The organism is Secundilactobacillus angelensis, from assembly GCF_012641075.1.
Taxonomy (GTDB): domain Bacteria; phylum Bacillota; class Bacilli; order Lactobacillales; family Lactobacillaceae; genus Secundilactobacillus; species Secundilactobacillus angelensis.
In genome coordinates this window covers 90,942-111,093 of sequence record NZ_JAAXLJ010000006.1, presented here as the reverse complement: position 1 = coordinate 111,093, position 20,152 = coordinate 90,942, and the positions used below count along the sequence as shown (strand labels likewise).

20 protein-coding genes are annotated in these 20,152 nt (G+C 44.0%); 15 read left to right on the top strand and 5 right to left on the bottom strand.

Features of this window, described 5'->3' with window-relative positions; translation table 11 throughout:
• Window positions 1-76: 76 nt before the first annotated feature.
• Window positions 77-469, top strand: coding sequence for a hypothetical protein (locus HC026_RS05085; protein ID WP_168924911.1), 393 nt, complete (start codon window positions 77-79; stop codon window positions 467-469).
• Window positions 470-478: 9 nt separating this feature from the next.
• Complete coding sequence (locus HC026_RS05080) at window positions 479-1,201, top strand: hypothetical protein (protein WP_168924910.1); 723 nt, start codon at window positions 479-481, stop codon at window positions 1,199-1,201.
• Window positions 1,202-1,258: 57 nt separating this feature from the next.
• Here HC026_RS05080 and HC026_RS05075 read toward each other — a convergent pair whose 3' ends face one another.
• Window positions 1,259-1,678: a hypothetical protein gene (locus tag HC026_RS05075; protein ID WP_168924909.1), complete on the bottom strand. Its 420-nt coding sequence runs from the start codon at window positions 1,676-1,678 to the stop codon at window positions 1,259-1,261.
• 164 nt (window positions 1,679-1,842) lie between these two features.
• Here HC026_RS05075 and HC026_RS05070 point away from each other — a divergent pair, with 164 nt between their 5' ends.
• Both HC026_RS05070 and HC026_RS05065 read left to right on the top strand, forming a co-directional pair.
• The gene (locus HC026_RS05070) at window positions 1,843-2,127 is read left to right on the top strand and encodes a type II toxin-antitoxin system RelE/ParE family toxin (RefSeq protein ID WP_168924908.1); all 285 of its coding nucleotides are present in this window, start codon (window positions 1,843-1,845) and stop codon (window positions 2,125-2,127) included.
• A gap of 18 nt (window positions 2,128-2,145) precedes the next feature.
• Complete coding sequence (locus HC026_RS05065) at window positions 2,146-2,439, top strand: HigA family addiction module antitoxin (RefSeq protein ID WP_168924907.1); 294 nt, start codon at window positions 2,146-2,148, stop codon at window positions 2,437-2,439.
• A 56-nt stretch (window positions 2,440-2,495) separates the two neighbouring features.
• Here the strand turns inward: HC026_RS05065 and HC026_RS05060 are convergent, their stop codons facing one another.
• Window positions 2,496-3,248: an NUDIX hydrolase gene (locus tag HC026_RS05060; RefSeq protein WP_232843639.1), complete on the bottom strand. Its 753-nt coding sequence runs from the start codon at window positions 3,246-3,248 to the stop codon at window positions 2,496-2,498.
• A gap of 282 nt (window positions 3,249-3,530) precedes the next feature.
• Here HC026_RS05060 and HC026_RS05055 point away from each other — a divergent pair, with 282 nt between their 5' ends.
• Together HC026_RS05055 and HC026_RS05050 are read left to right on the top strand one after the other, a co-directional pair.
• Complete coding sequence (locus tag HC026_RS05055; protein WP_211089413.1) at window positions 3,531-4,076, top strand: ECF transporter S component; 546 nt, start codon at window positions 3,531-3,533, stop codon at window positions 4,074-4,076.
• 90 nt (window positions 4,077-4,166) lie between these two features.
• A complete protein-coding gene (locus tag HC026_RS05050) occupies window positions 4,167-5,219 on the top strand; it encodes a D-alanine--D-alanine ligase family protein (protein WP_168924905.1) in 1,053 nt (350 codons plus the stop codon).
• A gap of 50 nt (window positions 5,220-5,269) precedes the next feature.
• On the opposite strand, the gene HC026_RS05045 is transcribed toward HC026_RS05050, so the two are convergent.
• Together HC026_RS05045 and HC026_RS05040 are read right to left on the bottom strand one after the other, a co-directional pair.
• Window positions 5,270-6,433: a GGDEF domain-containing protein gene (locus tag HC026_RS05045; RefSeq protein WP_168924904.1), complete on the bottom strand. Its 1,164-nt coding sequence runs from the start codon at window positions 6,431-6,433 to the stop codon at window positions 5,270-5,272.
• A gap of 194 nt (window positions 6,434-6,627) precedes the next feature.
• Window positions 6,628-6,846 carry a DUF2187 domain-containing protein gene (locus HC026_RS05040; protein WP_211089412.1) on the bottom strand — a complete coding sequence of 73 codons (219 nt, stop codon included), beginning with the start codon at window positions 6,844-6,846 and terminating at the stop codon, window positions 6,628-6,630.
• A gap of 276 nt (window positions 6,847-7,122) precedes the next feature.
• Here HC026_RS05040 and HC026_RS05035 point away from each other — a divergent pair, with 276 nt between their 5' ends.
• From HC026_RS05035 to cydC, 4 genes are all read left to right on the top strand, one after another.
• Entirely contained in the window at window positions 7,123-8,583 is a 1,461-nt protein-coding gene (locus tag HC026_RS05035) for a cytochrome ubiquinol oxidase subunit I (RefSeq protein ID WP_168924902.1), read from the top strand.
• Window positions 8,576-9,583, top strand: coding sequence for a cytochrome d ubiquinol oxidase subunit II (gene cydB, locus HC026_RS05030; RefSeq protein WP_168924901.1), 1,008 nt, complete (start codon window positions 8,576-8,578; stop codon window positions 9,581-9,583). The genes HC026_RS05035 and cydB overlap by 8 nt, the downstream gene beginning before the upstream one ends.
• A gap of 158 nt (window positions 9,584-9,741) precedes the next feature.
• A complete protein-coding gene (gene cydD, locus HC026_RS05025) occupies window positions 9,742-11,478 on the top strand; it encodes a thiol reductant ABC exporter subunit CydD (RefSeq protein WP_168924900.1) in 1,737 nt (578 codons plus the stop codon).
• On the top strand, window positions 11,465-13,210 hold the full coding sequence (cydC, locus tag HC026_RS05020; RefSeq protein ID WP_168924899.1) for a thiol reductant ABC exporter subunit CydC: 1,746 nt from the start codon (window positions 11,465-11,467) through the stop codon (window positions 13,208-13,210). The genes cydD and cydC overlap by 14 nt, the downstream gene beginning before the upstream one ends.
• Before the next feature lie 65 nt (window positions 13,211-13,275).
• Here the strand turns inward: cydC and HC026_RS05015 are convergent, their stop codons facing one another.
• Window positions 13,276-14,202 carry a polyprenyl synthetase family protein gene (locus HC026_RS05015; protein ID WP_168924898.1) on the bottom strand — a complete coding sequence of 309 codons (927 nt, stop codon included), beginning with the start codon at window positions 14,200-14,202 and terminating at the stop codon, window positions 13,276-13,278.
• Between the two features lie 89 nt (window positions 14,203-14,291).
• Between HC026_RS05015 and HC026_RS05010 the strand changes: the two genes are divergently transcribed.
• The 5 genes from HC026_RS05010 to pcrA all read left to right on the top strand — a co-directional run bounded on the left by HC026_RS05010 (window position 14,292) and on the right by pcrA (window position 20,149).
• Window positions 14,292-15,203 (top strand): prenyltransferase, encoded by a 912-nt coding sequence (locus HC026_RS05010; RefSeq protein WP_168924897.1) that lies wholly within the window; start codon window positions 14,292-14,294, stop codon window positions 15,201-15,203.
• A gap of 93 nt (window positions 15,204-15,296) precedes the next feature.
• Window positions 15,297-15,881: a xanthine phosphoribosyltransferase gene (locus HC026_RS05005; protein WP_168924896.1), complete on the top strand. Its 585-nt coding sequence runs from the start codon at window positions 15,297-15,299 to the stop codon at window positions 15,879-15,881.
• Between the two features lie 47 nt (window positions 15,882-15,928).
• On the top strand, window positions 15,929-16,456 hold the full coding sequence (locus HC026_RS05000) for a DUF2179 domain-containing protein (RefSeq protein WP_168924895.1): 528 nt from the start codon (window positions 15,929-15,931) through the stop codon (window positions 16,454-16,456).
• 112 nt (window positions 16,457-16,568) lie between these two features.
• A complete protein-coding gene (locus HC026_RS04995) occupies window positions 16,569-17,717 on the top strand; it encodes an ATP-grasp domain-containing protein (RefSeq protein WP_211089411.1) in 1,149 nt (382 codons plus the stop codon).
• 179 nt (window positions 17,718-17,896) lie between these two features.
• Window positions 17,897-20,149, top strand: a complete 2,253-nt coding sequence (gene pcrA / locus HC026_RS04990; RefSeq protein ID WP_168924894.1) for a DNA helicase PcrA — start codon at window positions 17,897-17,899, stop codon at window positions 20,147-20,149.
• Window positions 20,150-20,152 lie beyond the last annotated feature (3 nt).

The following is a 20,152-nucleotide window of genomic DNA, read 5'->3' as shown; positions in this document are numbered from 1 at the left end:
TTTTCAAAGGATGTCATTTAGGGGTAGTCCAAATACTGATCGACGATAAAAGCTGAATAATTTGGGAGTGTTTCAGGTGGTAAAAAAGATTCAAGGTGCAGATGGGAAAATATATAGGCAGGTGAGTACACCTTCTGAGGTTGGATTAGGACGGAAAAGAACACCCGAGTTAATTTTAGGTATTATTGGCTTAGTTTTATCTGTCATTTCGCTGGTTTCAGGTTTTGGCATAGCTTCAGTAGCTGATTCTTTAGGCGGTGGTGGATCTTATACAATCGAGATTTTATTTGGCATTTTAATTTCGATTGTAGATTTCATTCTATTATTCTTTATTAACAAACAGCATAACGTAATTAGTATCGCAATAATCGTTCTTGGTGTCGTGCTCTTATTCTCATGTGGTAATTTTGGAATTATTGGTGGTATTTTCTTTATCATTACCGGAATTGTTGCTCTAATCAGAAAGTAGGAAAATTTAATGGCTAAAAAACAATTTGTCGATAAAGACGGTAATAAGTTCGTAGAAGTAACTCCTTGGTATAAAAAATGGTGGATTTGGGTCCTTGCAGTTGTTGTTATTTTGCTCATGATTGGATTTTTGGGTGGCTCCAACAATAATTCAGCCTCAAAATCTGATCGTGCACCGAAAGCAACAGCACATAATACGACTGATAACGAAAAAGGTAGCAATGAACAAGCTGCTAGTGACAAAGCAACTGCTTCATCAGTGACAGTTGATGATGAACAATATTCTATTTCGGGTAAGAAAGTTTATAGTGTAGATTATTCCAATTCAAGTTGGTCTCCAGCCAAAGTCACCGTAGATAAAGTAACGGTTTATAAGTTGACTAAACCACATAAATATGAATCTGCTAATGATGGGACCTTTAAGACTAACGGATATGTTCGTTTGCACTTTATCATCTCACCTACGAGAGATATTGATGTTTATCCAACACAGGGGACCGCAATTTATGATAATGGCGAACAACATGGAGCTGACTCTATGGAAAGCTGGGATGGTGAAGTTGCAAAAGGTGTCACTAAGTCTGGCAATGTAACCTTGCCTATTCAGAAATTAGAAAATGCAAATTCATTGAAGTCAGTAAGATTTAAATTTGATGCTGATTATGATACCGATGATGATGAAGATGAAAATTCTGATCACACATATGATTTCACTATCAACCTACAAAATTAATTCAGGCATATAAAAGGACATCTCAATCACAGCTGATTGAGATGTCCTTTTGTCGTATTAACGGTAGTAAGTGCCGCTGGCAACGCCATTGGTATAATCTTTAACGTAGATTTTATGTGAGCTAGGACGAGTGACTTTGTACTTCCAAGCCAAACCGCCCTTAGGAGCATTATTATAGACACGGCCGGTAATGTAGTAGGCGTGATGGCCGATGTACTTGTATTTCAGCTTGTAGGTCGTTTGCGCGCCGGGACCGATTGCGGGTGCGTAATATAGTGACTTCGTTCTGAAACTAAGCTTGGCATGTGCCCGCACACCAGAAAGCTTGACTGTTTTAGCACTATGCCATTTAGTATGCCTCAAAATTGGTGGCAAACCACTGCGATATTTCGCGGCGCTGGCAGACGTGCTAGACAACCCCAGAGCGCCAACCAGACTGGCGCTGAAGGCAAGTGTGAGTAGAATTGATTTTTTCATAAATGATACCTCCCCTGATAATATTTATCGTACACCAACCTTATTTAAGGATAAAGTCATTATTAATCAGGAATGGTAAAATACCGAGGTAAAAAATATATATAGTTTACATGTACATGGGCATCAGGTATAATATAAATTAAAATAGTCCAAAAGGGTAAAATATGATTAGAAGTTTTGCGGATAAAGAAACAGATAGAGTGTATCACCAGCGGTTCTCAAAAAAATTACCACAATCAATTCAAAGAGTTGCTCTGCGTAAGCTAATGATGATAGATAGTGCAGAAAATATTAATGATTTACGTATTCCACCTGCGAACCATTTGGAGCAGCTGATTGGAGATAGGCGCGGCGAGTATAGCATCAAGATTAATTCACAGTATCGGATCATCTTTGAAGTAGAAAACCAAAACGATTTTATAAACGTTGAAATTATAGATTACCATTAAAGTTTGGAGGAAGATAACATGACAAAAATTCCAACTCCTAAGATGAGCGAAATTTTACAAGAAGAATTCATGACGCCACTTAAACTATCTGCGTATGCCTTGGCAAAACACATCAATGTACCAACTTCGCGGATTCAGGATATTTTACATGACCGGCGTGAAATTACCGTCGATACATCAGTAAGGCTTGGTCGTTTTTTCGGAGTGTCAGATCGCTATTTCTTAAATCTACAAAATGATATCGATCTTCGTAATGCTGTTCAAAAGAAAGAGCAGGAGTATGGGAAGATCGAGCGTTATCAGGTAAATTAAGATTTCATTTCAAAAGAACTGGCTGTTAGCAAGCAAATCTAACGGCCGGTTTTTGTTTATAAATAACTCAGACGGAAGACTTTCGCAGGTCGACCTGGATGATTTTCAGCCGCGGTGCCAACAACTTCAAAAATATGACGATGATTTTTTTTGAAATTAGAGTTATCGATATCTTCCAATTTGATATGTTTGAAGATTGCAAATACCTGGCGAGCCTGTTTCAACGTAAAAGTTGCGCCTAAAATCAGCAGGATGTTCGGTTGATAATCCAGCTTGTTGGTAATGCGATCACACGCTGTTTTGAGAATCCAGTTGTGATCGAATGCCAGTGTGGATTTGGGATCCGTCATGTGTTCGGGTAACGTTGCGTAGTAGTCGGTTTCTTGATTAATTGTTGTGGTTAGAAACTTAAACTTACCGTTAGTGAAGGCACTCTGCTCACCAGCCGAGCGCATGCTAAACCAGCGGGCATCAGTAGCACCATATCCCGGTGTTAAATCAGGCATTTCAGGTAAGAAAGTCATGTAGGCCAGCGACAGTGTTCGTTTTCCCGGTGTTCGTTCAGGGTGGGTGAAGGTGGCTAATTGTTCCGTATGAAAGCTGGATAACTTCAAACCGATTTTTTCGCGAACTAAACGTAGGGCGGCTTCATCAGCACTTTCTTCGCTGCGCATAACCGTTTCTGGAAGCGCCCAAAAATGCGAGAAGGGCTGCTCCGACCGTCTGACAAGCAATAAATTAACTTGGTGGTTATCACGGTCGAAACTCCAAATAATGTTAGTGATGTTAATTTCAAATTGAGTTGCCATTTTGAGCCCCTTTCGCATGATGCTGTTACTTATATTTTACTGTAAACGGGAACGAAATGCAGTATTAAACAGAAATTAGGAATGGTAACCATTTCGGAACTGGCTGGCACCATGCTTTTCGCAATGAAATCAGATGCCTTTTTGATAGTATCTATTAATTGTTAAACGCTACCATTCGCGGTAAAATAATAGCCGTTAATCACTAGGTAGCTCTTTGAGTTACACGAGGAGGGGAACATTATTAATACGCAAAGTCGAGCTTACCGCATTTCAATTTTATCCTTGTTTCTTGCAATCGTTTTTATTCAGAACGTGGTGCCTTTTTTAGGCTACATTCCGGTGGGGCCGTTTAGTATCGTGATCATTCAGGTGACCGTGGTGATTGCTGCTGTCTTACTTGGACCAAAGAATGGTGCCTGGGTGGGCTTGACCTGGGGCTTGATCAACTGGATTCGAGCCTTTGTTTGGCCAACTAGTCCAATGGCCATTTACGTTCTAGTCAACCCGTTAGTTTCCGTGCTACCAAGGCTCTTGGTGGGCCTTATCAGCGGCTGGGTGTTGCTGAAGCTGGTCCGAGATGTGCATGACGCTAAAGTTTGGCAACTGTCACTTGCAGGGATCGTCGGTTCACTCGTCAATACTGTTTTGGTGCTAGGCTTCATGGCCGGTATGTACTACATGGGCTGGCTGCCATTGGATAAGCTGAATGTATCAGCCTTCATGCCGTGGCTGCTTGGAATCATGGCAACCAACGGGATTCCGGAAGCCATCATGTCCGCTGTGCTGGTACCCCTGATCAGCAAACCACTACTAAGATATGTAAAATAATAATTCAATGAGACCGTTTACCCAAATCTAGCCCCCGTAATTCATTTCTGCTATACTTAAGGTTCTAAGAAAGAAGCGGAGGAAAAAATTATGAAGATCGTGGTATTAGCGGGTGGTCGCTCAACGGAACGCAACGTGTCCCTGTCTTCTAGTGCTAAAGTAGCTAATGCACTGCGGCGTAAGGGTTATGAAGTTGCGCTTGTCGATCTATTTTTAGGTTTGCCAAACGCCGACGAACAGTCGATGGCAAACTTGTTTACGAGTCAGGAACAGGATATTGATCTCAACATTTCCGATGAGATTATGACCGATGATGTGATCAATGCTTTGCGGCCTGATGGGTCGACACAGTTGTTTGGTCCTAATGTGCTCAATATTTTAGCGATGGCAGATATTGTTTGGATTGGCCTGCATGGTGGTGATGGCGAGAATGGTAAGGTTCAAGCCGTTCTGGACCTAAACAACATACCGTATACCGGTAGTGGTGCTTTGGCTTCCGGAATCACCATGGATAAGAGTGTCTCTAAGGAAATCATGCTCTATAACGGTATTCAGACTGCTAAATTCGTGAATATACGTAAGGAAGATTCTGGCACGGTGGTGTTACCTTTTGGCTTTCCGGTAGTGATTAAACCAGCTAATGGCGGCTCAAGTGTTGGCATGTACATTGCGAAGAATGATGACGAATTTAAGCAGGATCTTAAGCAAGCCTTCGAATTTGACGATGAAATCTTAGTTGAGGAATACATCGACGGTCGCGAGTTTTCCATGGCAGTGGTCAATGGCAAGGCGCTCTCAGCGATTGAGATCATTGTGACGGATGGCTGGTATGATTTTGAACACAAGTTTGTCACGGGTAATACGACTAAGTTTGTGACACCACCAGATATTCCAGACGATGTTCATGAAGAGATGAAGTCAATTGCGTTGAAGACTTTCAAAGCGTTGGGCTTAAGCAATTATGGCCGGATCGATTTCTTCTGGAACGAAAACGGAGTATACGTGATTGAAGCAAACTCATTACCTGGTATGACGCCACTTTCACTGATGCCTCAAGAGGCTGAAGCAGACGGCGTGCGGTATGATGACTTGTGTGATCAGATTGTCCAAGGTCAGGTCAAGCATTTAGGCATACAAGCATAAAATAAAAAAACCAGTTGGTAGCTAATCGAGCTACCAACTGGTTTTTGTTTTTATCTACCCGCAATCGTTTGGCCTTCCAAAGTGACGCGGTCACGGCCACGTTCCTTAGAGAGGTACAAACTACGATCTGCTAATTTATAAATATCATGAGCGTTGTATTGATCCTTATTACTGTTGGCTTGACCTACCGAGACGGTAACCTTGATCAAGCCGTTGCCTACCTTGAAACTCAGCTGGCTGACACGACGACGAACTTCATTGGCCAAATCTGATGCGAATTCATGGTTTGAACAGTCTGCTTGTACAATTAAGCAGAACTCTTCACCACCGATTCGGTAGGCGGTAGTTTGGTAGGGTGTGTTAGCAGCAAAATGCGCCAATTCTTGGGCTACTGACTTCAACACGGTGTTACCCACTAGGTGGCCAAAGTGATCATTTACCTGCTTGAAACGGTCGATATCGAATTCGAAAACCGCGTAAGGATCACCATTGACTTGAAAATGTTGATAGGCTTGAGTTAAATCTTCGTCGAACTTACTAAAATTGTTTAGTTGCGTCAAGCCGTCCATTTTTGCTAATTTGGCAGTTGCTCTGGTTCTTGTTAATAGCCGGTTGGACGACAACGTGTATTCAATGCCAACGACACTGAGGATAGCTAACGCCGTAATTTGTCGGATCCAGAAATAAGGATCCGTGGGCATCCCAAAGATGCTGACAATCAAACCGATGGACACCAACCCCATGAGTTCTATTCCCATGTACATCAAAACGGGATGCTTGATCCACTTGTATCCCCTGTGGTAACTGACAAAGATGACACTTACAAAAGCAATCGCCCAGATAATGGTGTACGTGGAAAGGTTAAGCGTGTCATAACTGAAAACGTAAGCCAGCATCATGACAACTTGCATCATGGCTTGCCAGCGTAATTTGAAATAGACGTTGAGCAAAAACGAGTTAACGATGAGCATGTTTAGAAATGCCCAGTGGAAACCAAAAGCGCTTGGCGCCACTGCGGAATTAAGCCAGGATTCACCCCAGAGGTAGGCAAAATATACGGTACACAGGACGGTTTCAACTGCCGGTCGGAAACGATTGATCCATGAGTTAGACAGCTGTTCTAGCCACATCAGGAACGAGATTGAGCCACTTAACACGATCACGTTTGTAAGCATGGATAGGATAAATGATGCCCAAATAACGGATGACTTCATGGCTATTGCTCCTTTTTAGATAACTTATAGATAAGTTACTTCCATAATAACAGAACTGCTCACCGTTTCAAATATCACAGTGGTTACCCCGATAGTTGTAAAGATAATGATGAGTACCAGGAGTTTCAATGGCACTAAAAAACACCTGACGCTGCTGAAATAGCTATGGTCAGGTGCTTTTAGATGATTTGCGATTAAACTTCGTCATTATCGGATTCAGGATCCGTTTCTGGTGCAGCTTTGATTAATTTCAACTTTTTCTTATTGATCACAACACGGTCATGATACTTATCCAAGATTTCCGTATCATCGCTCTTAAAAGTGATCATAAAGGAATTTTGGTACGCTTTATCGATGAACCCGGTAAAGTCTTGGCCTTCCAGTGTAAAACTAACTTGATCGCCAATTTTCATTGAACTCATCTCCCAAAATTAAACATTCATATAAGTTACTCGAAATTTGCTGATTTGTCAATGAAATCAGCTCCTTTTAATGGAAAATTTCAATTTAGTTCCTTTTTGTAAGGGTTTACTATTGAAGATTCGCTTATCAGTCGATATAATAAGGTTTGTAGCATAGGACTATTTTATTTGAGTTATCGGTGGGTGTTCTTTTTCCGGTAGCTCGCTAGACTGTATGTTTATGTGCATTTCATAACGAGTCTAGTCATCAAAGTCAGGGGGGGTATCATGTTAAATGCTGGTTTAACCGTGTTAGGTTTATCGCGGTTTCAGTTTGCCATGACGACAGTTTTTCACTTTTTCTTCGTACCATTTTCAATTGGTTTAGCATTTGTTGTCGCTGTCATGGAAACGATTTACGTCGTCAAGAAAGACGACACTTACAAGAAGATGGCTCAATTTTGGGGTAAAATCTTCCTGTACAGTTTTGCTGTTGGTGTCGTGACTGGTATCATTCAGGAATTCCAATTCGGGATGAACTGGTCTGAGTATTCACGGTTTATGGGTGATATCTTTGGTGCACCATTAGCCATTGAAGCGTTAGCTGCCTTCTTCTTGGAGTCAACGTTTATTGGCCTTTGGATGTTTACCTGGGAACGCTTCAAGCCTTGGGTACATGCACTGTTTATTTGGTTGGTTATGATTGGGTCGTCGCTTTCAGCGGTTTGGATCCTTGCTGCCAACAGTTTCATGCAAAATCCCGTGGGCTTCGCTATTAATAAGTCCACTGGTCGGGTGGTCATGACCAGCTTTAGTGCCGTTGTCACAAACCCACAGTTGTGGTTGGAATTACCGCACGTTTTGATGGGTGCCGGCATTACCGCTTCATTTGTTGTTGCCGGTTGTGCAGCATGGCGTCTATTAAAGAAGGATCATGTGGACTTCTACCGGAAGTCATTAAATGTTGCCTTAGTGATTGGTTTAATCGCCAGTCTAGGCTCCATTGCTTCTGGTGACTTCCAGACCCGTTACTTGATTCACCAGCAACCAATGAAGTTTGCTGCAATGGAAGGTCTGTACAAGAATTCCACTGATAAGGGTAATTGGGCAGTCTTTAGCTCTTTCAATACTAAGCAGCACAAGACCACGTCATCATTAGAAGTGCCATACGTTTTGAACATCTTAAGCTACCACAAGTTATCTGGTACGGTTAAGGGTCAAAACGCAATTAATAAAGAAATGCACGCAACATATGATAAGAAATTTGGTCAAAACATGAATTACTATGTTCCAACTAAGACTCTGTTCTGGAGCTTCCGTCTAATGGCTGTCTCTGGTGGATTGTTCGCCTTAGTTGCCATCGTCGGTTTGTTCTTCAACCGGAAGAAGTCTGAACAAATTATGAAGCAACGCTGGTTCCTCTACATCATGGGACTAATGCTGTGGCTACCATTCTTGGCCAACACAGCTGGTTGGTTCATTACTGAATTTGGTCGATATCCATGGGTCGTTTATGGTTTGCTCACCATCGCTGATGCCGTTTCACCAACGTCTACTGTGGGTGGGTTGATCTTTACGAATATCGTTTATTTCTTGCTGTTTGCGGGATTAGGACTTGTCATGATCGTGTTATCGCACCGAACCTTAAAGGGCGGTCCAGATGCTGTTCAAATGAACGGGTACTCATCTGAGGATGATACCGGCAAAGTCGAAGATCCTTATGGAACGGAGGCGTTTAACCATGACTAGTGCTCAAATTCTCTGGTTTTTACTGATTGGTGTACTGTTCAGTGGTTTCTTCTTCCTTGAAGGCTTTGACTTCGGGATCGGAATGGCCGTTAGATTCTTCGGTCGCAATGCTGCTGAACGTGATACGATTATTCAAACAATTGGACCTCACTGGGATGGCAATGAAGTTTGGCTGATTACTGCCGGCGGTGCCATGTTCGCATCGTTCCCAATGTGGTATGCATCTTTATTTTCAGGTTATTACATCGTGTTATTCCTGATATTGGTTGCCTTGATTTTCCGTGGTGTCTCATTTGAATTCCGGGCTAACATGAAGACGGAAACCTGGCGTCATTTCTGGGAATGGGCATCTTCAATTGGCAGTTTCTGCGCCGCATTCTTGTTTGGTATGATGTTTACCAGCATGATTGAAGGGGTACCAATGGATGCCAAGGGTAATATCTTTGGTTCCTTCACCACTTACGTCAACTGGTTCTCATTAGTCGGCGGTGTTGCAGTTTCACTTATGTGCCTGATTCACGGTTTGAACTTCTTACAGCTCAAGACATCAGGGACTTTACGTGATCGTGCACAGTCATGGAACAAGATTTTATACCCCGTTTTGATTGTGGGTGAAGTTTTGTTTGTTGTACTGCTGTACATCAGTACTGATTTCTTTGCGAAGAAACCAGTTGCCACTTGGTCAATTTTAATTGTGTTAGTGCTGTTAACACTGATTGCATGGTGGGGTGTTTTGAAAGCCCATAACTGGACTGCCTTCATCTCCAGTGGCCTGTCATTGATCAGCATCGTGGTTTTGATCTTCAACGGGTTATTCCCACGGGTCATGATTGCCACAAACAGTGCGCACTCAATTCTGATCAAAGATGCTTCAAGTTCGCCATATACGTTACACATTATGACAATTGTTGCTTTCTCAATCTTGCCAATCGTTCTGGTATACTTCATTTGGAGTTACTGGGTCTTCTACAAACGGCTTAAGAGTCCTAAAGCAGCTTAATTGATGAACTGAATACGCAGATCCCCGAGATCAATTAAGGTCTTGGGGATTTTATTTTCGAAAAAATTAGCTTTCACGCAATTAATTCACTTACAAATTGTAGTACCTGAAAGCGGTTAATGCTAAACTATACTTTGTATAGTATTGGAGGGAGTAATTTGATAGATAGGCGTTTATTTAAAATTCCGGGGATTACACCCCGAGTGATTTTGATCGCGGTTCTGACCCTGATCCAAGCTGTCATGATCGTGATTCAAGCACGGGCACTCTCAATTGCTGTGGTTCGATTGTGGGAATTAAAACCACTGGCGACTATTGTGATGCCGACCGTCGTGTTTGCAGTGAGCTTTTTATGCCGTCATTTGTTGACTGTGGCACAGAACCGATCGTTTTATCCGTTTGTTGAAAAAACGACGGGCGACATGCGCGAACAGCTGATGGATAAACTTTTTCGGCTTGGACCCAGTCTGGTTGAACAGACCGGTACGGGTAACATTGTGACCATGGCCCTTGAAGGCATCGACAAGGTTCAGACGTACCTGATGTTGATCATCATTAAAATTATGGACATGGGGATCACACCATGGATTATTTTGCTCTACATTGCTTTCATGCAATGGAAAGAAGCCGTCTTTTTGCTGATCATTTATCCGGTTATTATTTTATTCATGATCATTCTCGGCCTGGCGGCTCAGAGCAAGGCTGACCGACAGTATGCTGGCTATCAGCGGTTATCTAACAACTTCGTGGATACGCTGCGTGGATTGGGAACGTTAAAGCAGCTCGGCTTATCAAAGCGTTATGCTAACAACGTTTATTCCGTCAGTGAAGATTACCGAAAAGAGACCATGGCAACGTTACGGATCGCCATGACGTCAACTTTTGCGCTAGACTTCTTTACGACACTTTCCGTGGCCGTTGTTGCCGTTTTTCTCGGGTTTGATTTAATGGACGGTAAAATCATGTTGCTGCCGGCACTGACCATTTTGACACTGGCTCCGGACTACTTTTTGCCAGTGCGTAATTTTGCAAATGATTATCATGCGACTTTGAACGGGAAAAATGCCTTACAATCGGTTTTAGATGTGCTGGAGACACCGGAAACTAAGGACCGCAACGAAGTGAAACAACTTTCGTGGCAGGCTGATTCTTCAATTCAATTTGACGATGTTTCCTTAACTTATCCAGACGTTGATCAACCGACGCTGTCTCATATCTCGTTTGACGTTCACGGTTATCAAAAGGTGGGGATCATCGGGGCGTCGGGTTCCGGAAAATCGACCTTGATCAACTTGATTGGTGGCTTTTTAACCCCAGATGAACCCGGACACGTGAGCTTGAACGGCAAAATTCTGCCACACCTGAGTCAAGAGGCTTGGCAGCATAACAGTTTCTATATTCCGCAATCACCATACTTGTTTCATGCAACACTTCGCGAGAATGTTTGCTTTTACCAACCAGATGCTGATGATCAAACCATTAAGGCGGCTTGCGATAAGGCTGGTTTATCTGATTGGATCGCTGAGATGCCCGATGGTCTAGACACAATGATTGGTGAAGGCTCTCGTGGTGTCAGTGGTGGTCAAGCTCAGCGGATTGCTTTAGCTCGGGCTTTTCTTGATGATAGCCGGAAGGTATTACTGTTTGATGAACCCACGGCGCATCTGGATATCGAAACCGAAGCTGCGTTGAAAGAAGATATGCTGCCCGTGTTTGATAACCGATTGGTGTTCTTTGCAACTCACCGTTTGCACTGGATCAACCAAATGGATTATGTCTTAGTGATGGATCATGGTCAGCTGGTTGAACAGGGGACACCTGCAGAATTAGCCAAGCACGACGGCCCATACAGTAAGCTACGTGCGGAAATGGGGGGATTACATGCACTCGATTAAAGAGACTTTTGCTCACGATACCTGGGTCATGCCATACCTGCGTAAGTATAAGTGGCTGTTAACGCTGGTTCTGTTTCTTGGGATGATGACGTTTCTTTCTGCCGCGGCTTTGATGTTTAACTCTGGTTACTTGATCAGTGAGGCGGCTCGTCGACCTGATTCAATTATCTATATTTACGTGCCAGTGGTTTTGGCGCGGGGCTTTGGGATTGCCCGACCCGTGTTCCGTTATTCTGAACGGTTAACGTCGCATAACTGGGTCTTACGGATTGTTTCCGACTTTCGTAAGAAGTTATACCAGGCCGTTGAGGTAAAGGCTTCAGCGATTAAGCAAACCCACCAAACAGGTGATATTTTAAGTATTTTAGCAGAAGATATCGATCACATTGAAAATCTGTATCTGCGAACGGTTTTCCCAATTGTTATCGGCTGGCTGCTTTACCTGCTGATCATCATTGGAGTCGGGGTGTTTAGCTGGCCAGTTGCGTTGTTAATGGCGCTTCTGCTGGGAATGATCGTCATGGTCATGCCAATGCTTTCCGTGGCGGTTAATGGCGCTCGAGAATTTAAACAAAAGCAGATTCAGTCAAATTCCTACACCAATTTAACGGATGAAGTTCTCGGACTCACAGATTGGGTGGTTTCTGGTCGTTATGATGACTTTATGACCTTACAGACAAAGCCAATCAAGAGTATTGCGGCACTGCGGAAAAAGGACCACTTTTTCCAGTGGTGGCGAGGATTTGGTATTCAGATCTTCTTCTTACTAGCAGTTGTGACGCTATTAATTTGGTCCGGTGTAACCTTTACCGCCACTAAGGGGATGGCCAACTGGATCGCGGCTTTTGCGTTAACCCTCTTTCCAATTGTTGAGCCATTCTTGGAAGTCAGCCAAGGTGCTAGTGAGTGGCCAATCTATCGTCAATCCATCGACCGGGTCAATCAGCTGTCTAATGATCAGCCAAAAGAGACTGCTCAGTCAGCATTGACGGCGCCAGTTTCTGAAATTAACGTTGATCACGTCACCTTCAGCTATCCGGGTGATGACAAAGTGATCTTGAAAGATTTGTCACTGAACATCAAGCGGGGAGAAAAAATTGCGCTGTTAGGGCCCAGTGGTACCGGTAAGAGCACGTTGCTCAAATTGTTGTTAGGTGATCAAACACCAACTGTGGGATCAGTGACCATCAATGGCACTCCCGTTAGCGAATTGCAAAAACAGCGGGCACAAATTTTTGGTGTGCTGGATCAACAGCCGTACTTGTTTGACACCAGTGTGATGAATAACATTCGGTTGGGTAATTTGGACGCTACGGATGACCAAGTGAAAGCCGCTGTTGAAGCTGTCGAACTGAAACCATTGATTGAATCATTACCAGATGGGTACGATACTGAAGTACAAGAATCAGGGACGCGTTTCTCTGGTGGTGAACGGCAACGGCTGTCACTGGCGCGAATCCTGTTGCAGGATGCACCTGTGATCGTACTGGATGAGCCAACGGTCAGTTTGGATCCGATTACTGAACGTCAGTTGCTCGACACGGTGTTCAAGGTGCTTCATGACAAGACGATTATCTGGGTCACTCACCATTTGGCCGGCATCGACCACGTGGATCAAGTTCGTTTCTTGGAAGATGGCGTCTTTGATATGCAGGGGACACCACAGGCACTCTACCGAGATGAACCAAGGTTTAGAAAATTGTATGCACTGGACGCAGGGGAAAATAACTAGTGTGTCACGTAAATAACGCCAATTCCGGCAAACTTTTGTCGGAATTGGCGTTATTTACGTTTGTTTTACAAGAGCTGGTCAATAAATTGACGCAGTTGATCACTTGCATGACCAGTTGGGAAACCAGTTAAGAGCCCGTCAACGTGTGCTTTTAGTTGAATGAAATGGTTATCACTCTCTTTACGGGAGAGTTGTTGTTGGAGTGATTTGACATCATTAACCGTCACCTGTTGGCGTTTTTCCAACAGCAGTTGGACCTCTGAATCCCCCAACGCCATGATGACGGGTAACGGGTACTCGCCGTTTTGTAAACTAGTTAGTAGCTGTTTGGGCTGGTTAAAAGTGAGTTCGACGTCTTGTTTAACTTGATAAGCCATACCGATAGCGGCACCCAATTCTGCACTGAGATTAATCAGGTTAGCGTCCGCACCGGCAGCTTTAGCACCCTGCTGAGCACTGAAGCGAAAAGCCTCGGCGGTTCGCTGATTGGCCTCGTCGAAGTAATCAGAAACCGTTTCGGTGAAATCAAAGTGGTGCTGGACTTGGGATAGATGACCAGACAAAATACGTTGCATGGCGTTTAAGTGGTCCGAAAATTCGGTGGCCGACGGATTAGTCTTCAGAATCTCTTCAAAGTACTGAGTCAGTAGATAATCGCCAGCATAGATGGCGTTGCGCTGCGGTTTTTCGTGGTCGATATGAGCAACTTTCAGCTTATCGTCAGAAACTTGACCGTGAAATTTTACGGCCAGATGCAATAATTCTTGAGCGCTGGCACCGGCTAACAGCAGGTCGGAATCGTAGTGCGGATCTAGCTGGGCAAAAAGATAGAAGGTTCCTGGTCGGAGAAACTTGCCACCCGACTGAAGAAGTTTTAGTATTTTAATATGTATGGGCTGATTAGGCAAGTCAATGGTCTTAAGCAGGTACTGTTGCAGTTGTTTGAGTTCTGCTTGGACGTCGGGAACTGCTGCCCAAAATGATAAATTCATCGGTGTACTCCTTTTAAAAGCATTAATCTAAAGATACAAATCTCACGCTGCAATGTCAATTCTAGTGTCATTATTTTTTGGAGGTCGTTATGTCAGTTAAAGTTTTTTTGGAACTTGTGGAGGCTAAAGCAAAGATCGCTTCAGTATGGCCGTTTTTCATGGGGCTCTTCTTTTCGTACTACGTTTTCGGTCAGGTCAACTGGCCCTTGGCGATTACTTTTTTCGTGGCCATGCTGCTGTTTAATATGTCAGTGGACGCACATGATAACTACTCAGATTACCGTCGCGCCACGGATGAAGCGGCTGAGTGGAAGAAAAAGACCAATATTATTGGTGTCCATCATTTATCGGTCAAACTGATTCGTAACCTGATCATCTTAATGGCTGGCAGCGCGACTATTTTAGGTATCCTGCTGGTGATTGAAACCAGTTGGCCGCTGTTGTTGATGGGGATGTTTTGTTTCTTGGTCGGCTATTGTTACTCGGCTGGTCCGCGGCCGATTTCTACGACACCTTTTGGGGAAGCTGCTTCAGGGCTGACCATGGGCTTTGTGATTACGCTCATTTCAGTCTATATCAACACGTATCCCGTTCAGCCACTGACTTGGTCTCTAGGCCTCAAAGTGTTACTGATTTCAGGTATTGCGGTATTTGCGATTGCCAACATTATGCTGGCAAACAATCTCTGCGATGCTGAAGAAGACAAAACTCTCAACCGGAAAACTATTGTGTACTACTTTGGCAAGCCAGTTATGCTGAAGGTGTTCGTGGGTGATTACGTGGCGGGTTACCTCTGCTTGATTGTTAGCGTCATTCTGGGTTACTTACCAATTATGAGCCTGCTGGTCCTGCTGAGTATGCCGCTTGTTTCACGCAACACCAAAGCCTTTCTAGTGAAGCAAGTCAAAAAAGAAACCTTCAAATACGCCGTTCAAAATTCGTTAATGATGGCATTATTCTGCATCATTTTTATTGGGATCGGCACAATTTTAGGCTGGTAAAACTGCTTTGATATTGGCAAAACAGTGATTTATCGGGTACACTAATCATAAGTTAAAAATCGTGATCTGGACGTTATTTAGGAGGAAGTTATCGTGAAGCTACTTGAAGATCGAATCAAACGCGACGGCACTGTCTTACCTGGTGAAGTGTTGAAAGTGGATAACTTTTTGAACCATCAAGTTGATCCCAAACTCATGTATGAGATTGGTGCAGAATTTAAACGGCTGTTTGAAGATGCTGGCGTTACTCGCATTCTGACTGTTGAATCATCTGGTATTGCACCGGCGCTGATGGCTGGCCTGCAGTTGAACGTGCCAGTCGTGTTTGCCCGCAAACACCGATCGTTGACGCTGACTGATAATTTATATACTGCAACGGTTTATTCATATACTAAGCAAGTTAATAACGATATTAGTATTGATAAGCGCTTCATTGATTCGGACGATAAAATCTTGATTATCGACGACTTTCTTGCGAACGGTCAGGCCGTCCAGGGCATGTTGGAAATCTGTAAAGCTGCTCAAGTGAAAGTTGCCGGCGTTGGCGTCGTGATTGAAAAACGGTTCCAGAAGGGTCATCAGATGGTTCTTGATCAGGGGATTCATTTGGAGGCGCTGGCAAGTATTGCGTCACTGGATAATAATCAAGTCAGCTTTGCGGATTCCGAGACAAACTAAGTTAATCGACTGTTATTGATTGTCACTGTGCGATTGGAGGCGAGGCCATGATTTGGACCCTGGTTATCATTTTTGTCATTAGCTTCGTATATATTACGTTGAACACGCTCCGATTCATGCTCACCATGAAGGGTTATCGTAACTTGGCACCGATATTAAGTGTGGTTGAAATTACCGTCTACGTTTTAGGTTTGGCGATGGTTTTGAATCGACTGGATAACGTGCTGAACATTATCGCTTATGCCTTGGGCTATGGTGTTGGTGTTCGGGTGGGAATCATCATTGAAGATAAGCTGGCACTGGGCTACATTATGGCCACCGTCATTTTACCCAGCACGGATAGTGAATTGCCTAAGATTCTGCGGTCAAGTGGTTTTGGTGTGACTCAAAGCCATGCAGAAGGGCTAGAGGGTGACCGATTGGTTTTAGATATTTTAACGCCAAGAAATCAGGAACGGAAACTCTATGGCATCGTTAACGACCGTGAACCCAAGGCATTCATCATCACTTACGAACCCAAATATATTTCTGGTGGTTTCTGGGTCAAACGGGTCCGACGCCGTTTTCGGCAGTAACCGGAGAACTAAGTATTTTTAAAGATTCGTCAAATGACTAGTACAATATGTAACTAAAGCTATAATAAAATTAAAAGAGAAACTTTTATCGATAAGAAGGTAGTGAACAAATTTGGACAATCATGTTTTGTATCCAGGAGGTACCATTGGCGTTATTGGTGATAGTACCGATGGCCCAATGATCGTGTCAGCAGCACGTCAAGCCGGTTTTAAGGTGGGCGCATTTGGCCCCGATGAAACCAGTGAAATGCTGCAACTAGCTGATTTTAAGATTGTCGGTGACCTTTCCGACCACGCCCGTTTGACTGATTTTGCTGAACGGTGTGATCTGGTCACCTACGATTCTCAACATCTTAGTCCGGACGTCCTATCCGTTATTCAAGAATCAACCGCTTTACCACAGGGCTCAGACTTTCAAACAATGATGCAAGACCGACTACTGGAGCGCGCGTTCTATGAACAACTGAACGTCAACATCCCACCATACGCTACCATTGTTAGCCTTGATGACGTCTATCAATCGATCAACTCGATTGGCTATCCAAGTATTTTGAAGCCGATTCAAAAAGATTTGGTTCACGGTGAAGAGATGACCATTCGCACTCAGACTGATATCGCGCAAGCAGCTGGTTTGATGGATTGGGGAACTTACATCCTTGAATCCACCGTTGATTACTCCCGGGAGTTTACCGTGACCGTTGTTCGAGGCGCAACTGGTGAGACTAGTCTGTTCCCAGCCGTTGAGATCAAACGGCAAAACGGTCAGATGACGTGGGCGTATCTGCCAGTTGCGATTGATCCTGCCGTTCAGACTGAGATGGACCGGATTTGCAACGAAATTGTCGCTAACGTCAAGTACGTGGGCGTGTTTGAAGTTGATTTTATGATCAATGATAACGGTTCGATCTACGTTAAGCAGATCGTGCCAACCTTTGGTGAGGCTGGCCGGATTTTTGATCGGGCAACTACTGTCAGTCAATTTGAACAACATATTCGGGCAATTGCCGGGATGCCGTTAAGCGATGTGCAAATCCTGAAACCGACTGTTATGGCGGCTTTCACACAGAATCAGGCAAACGCGATTCGGACTCAATGGACCCTGAAGCCCAACTGGCACTTTTCTTTCTATCGTCAGGGCCATCAAGACGTTGATAAGCAGAAATTGGCGGGGCACATTCTCGTTCAGGGCGATGATGTCAACAAGTTGATGGAGCAGTTAGAAGATACTGAAATCTGGACACCAGGTTCAGAAGTTGAATAACAAGTGGGTACTCTAACCAGGGTACCTTTTTTAATGCGAACGTATGTTTAAATTTTCGCATAAAAGTATTGCTTTATGAATCAAGATAGGCGACAATTTTAATAGTGATTTTTATACGAAACGTTCCGGGCTGAGTCATTAGTACGGATAGCAAGGGTTAATAGGAGAGGAATAATAACGTGGCTGAATCTGCATTGTTAGCAAAACTGAATAAGGAACAACGAGAAGCTGTTGAGCATACTGAGGGGCCGCTGTTGATTATGGCTGGTGCCGGTAGTGGTAAGACACGGGTACTGACTCACCGAATCGCCTACCTGATTGAAAAGGGTATCATGCCCTGGCACGTTCTGGCAATCACCTTCACCAATAAGGCGGCCAAAGAAATGCGTGAACGAATCGTGAACTTGTTGGGACCAGAAGGCAACGATGTCTGGGCCTCGACTTTCCATGCACTGTGTGTGCGAATTTTACGCCGTCACGCGGATAAGATTGGTTATAATCGGGCGTTTACCATTGCGGATACTGGTGACCAACGAACATTAATGAAGCGGGTTTTAGCTGACATGAACGTGGATACAAAACAGTTCGATCCACGAGCAATTTTGGGCAAAATCTCTAACGCTAAAAACGAACTCAAAACGCCTAAACAACTCGCTCAAGAAGCTGGCAATCCCATGGATGAGGTGACCGCTAGAGCCTACGATGCTTATCAAAACGGTTTGCAGCGTAATCAGGCCATGGATTTTGACGATTTGATCATGTTGACGATTGAACTATTTAAACAGCATAAGGACGTGCTGGCGGAATATCAAAAGAAGTTCCAATATATTCACGTGGACGAATATCAAGATACTAATGACGCTCAATACACGCTGGTCAACTTACTTGCCAAGGAACATCACAATCTCTGTGTGGTGGGTGATTCCGACCAAAGTATTTACGGTTGGCGTGGTGCTAACATCGAAAATATCATGAATTTTGAAAAGGATTATCCGGATGCCCACGTGGTCATGCTGGAGCAGAATTACCGCTCTACCAAGACAATTCTGGATGCTGCCAATCAAGTCATCAAAAACAACGGTTATCGAAAGGACAAGAACCTTTGGACCGAAAATAATCAGGGTGAGAAGATCCATTATTACCGTGGTCAAAGCGAAAACGATGAGGCGCGGTATGTCGTTTCACAGATTCAAGATCTCATGCATGAACAGCATTACCAATATGGTGATTTTGCCATTTTGTACCGGACTAACGCGCAGTCACGGGTAATGGAAGAGACGCTGGTTAAGGCTAACGTACCGTACACCATTGTTGGTGGGCATAAGTTCTACGATCGAAAAGAGATTAAGGACATGCTGGCTTATTTAACGCTGGTTGCTAACGGCGCTGATACCATCAGTTTGGAACGGGTAATCAACGAGCCCAAGCGTGGGATTGGTACTGGCTCACTGAATAAGTTGCGAACCTTTGCTCAAGACAACGGTTGGTCCGAATTGGAAGCGGCAATGAACGTTGATGTTGCCAATGATATTTCGAGCCGTGCCCGCGGTGCAATTGGTGGCTTTGCAACTACCATTCAAAAATTACAGGCCGTTGCTGCCGACAGTACGGTGACAGAATTGACCGAACAAATTTTAGATACTACCGGCTATAAAGCAGCCCTCCAAGCTTCAAGAAGTTTGGAGTCTGAAACCCGTTTAGAAAACATCCAAGAATTTCTTTCAGTTACGCAGAAGTTTGATGAGTCGTACGATGCTGAAGATAGTGATTCCGGTGATCGAATCGTGGACTTTTTGGCGGATCTAGCACTGGTTTCTGACCAAGATGATGTGGAAGAGGAACCCGCTCAAGTGACGTTGATGACCTTGCATGCTGCTAAGGGACTGGAATTTCCAGTGGTCTTTCTGATTGGTATGGAAGAAGGTATTTTCCCACTAAGTCGTGCAATGGAGGATCATGATCAGCTGGAAGAAGAACGCCGGCTAGCTTACGTGGGCATTACCCGTGCTAAGCAGCGACTGTTTATCACCAACGCGTTTTCACGGATGCTGTATGGTCGACCACAACGGAACCCTCAATCGCGGTTCATTGAAGAAGTCGAACCGGAACTGCTGCAAATGGATAATCAAACCACACCTGGTGAAAGTAGTGCGACTTCATTACGGACACCGTTTGATCGTCGTACCGCTTCAGCAGTCACACCGACTTATCATCAGAAGAAATCTAGCGCGGTTTCCATTAACAGTGGAACCGGTGCTGATAAACAAGCCTGGCGCACCGGTGATAAGGTCACGCATAAAAAGTGGGGAACTGGTACCGTAGTGAAGATCAACGGTACTGGCGAAGATATGGAACTAGATATTGCTTTCCCACAAGAAGGTGTCAAACGGCTATTAGCTGCCTTTGCACCAATTAAAAAGGTTGAAGAATAACGG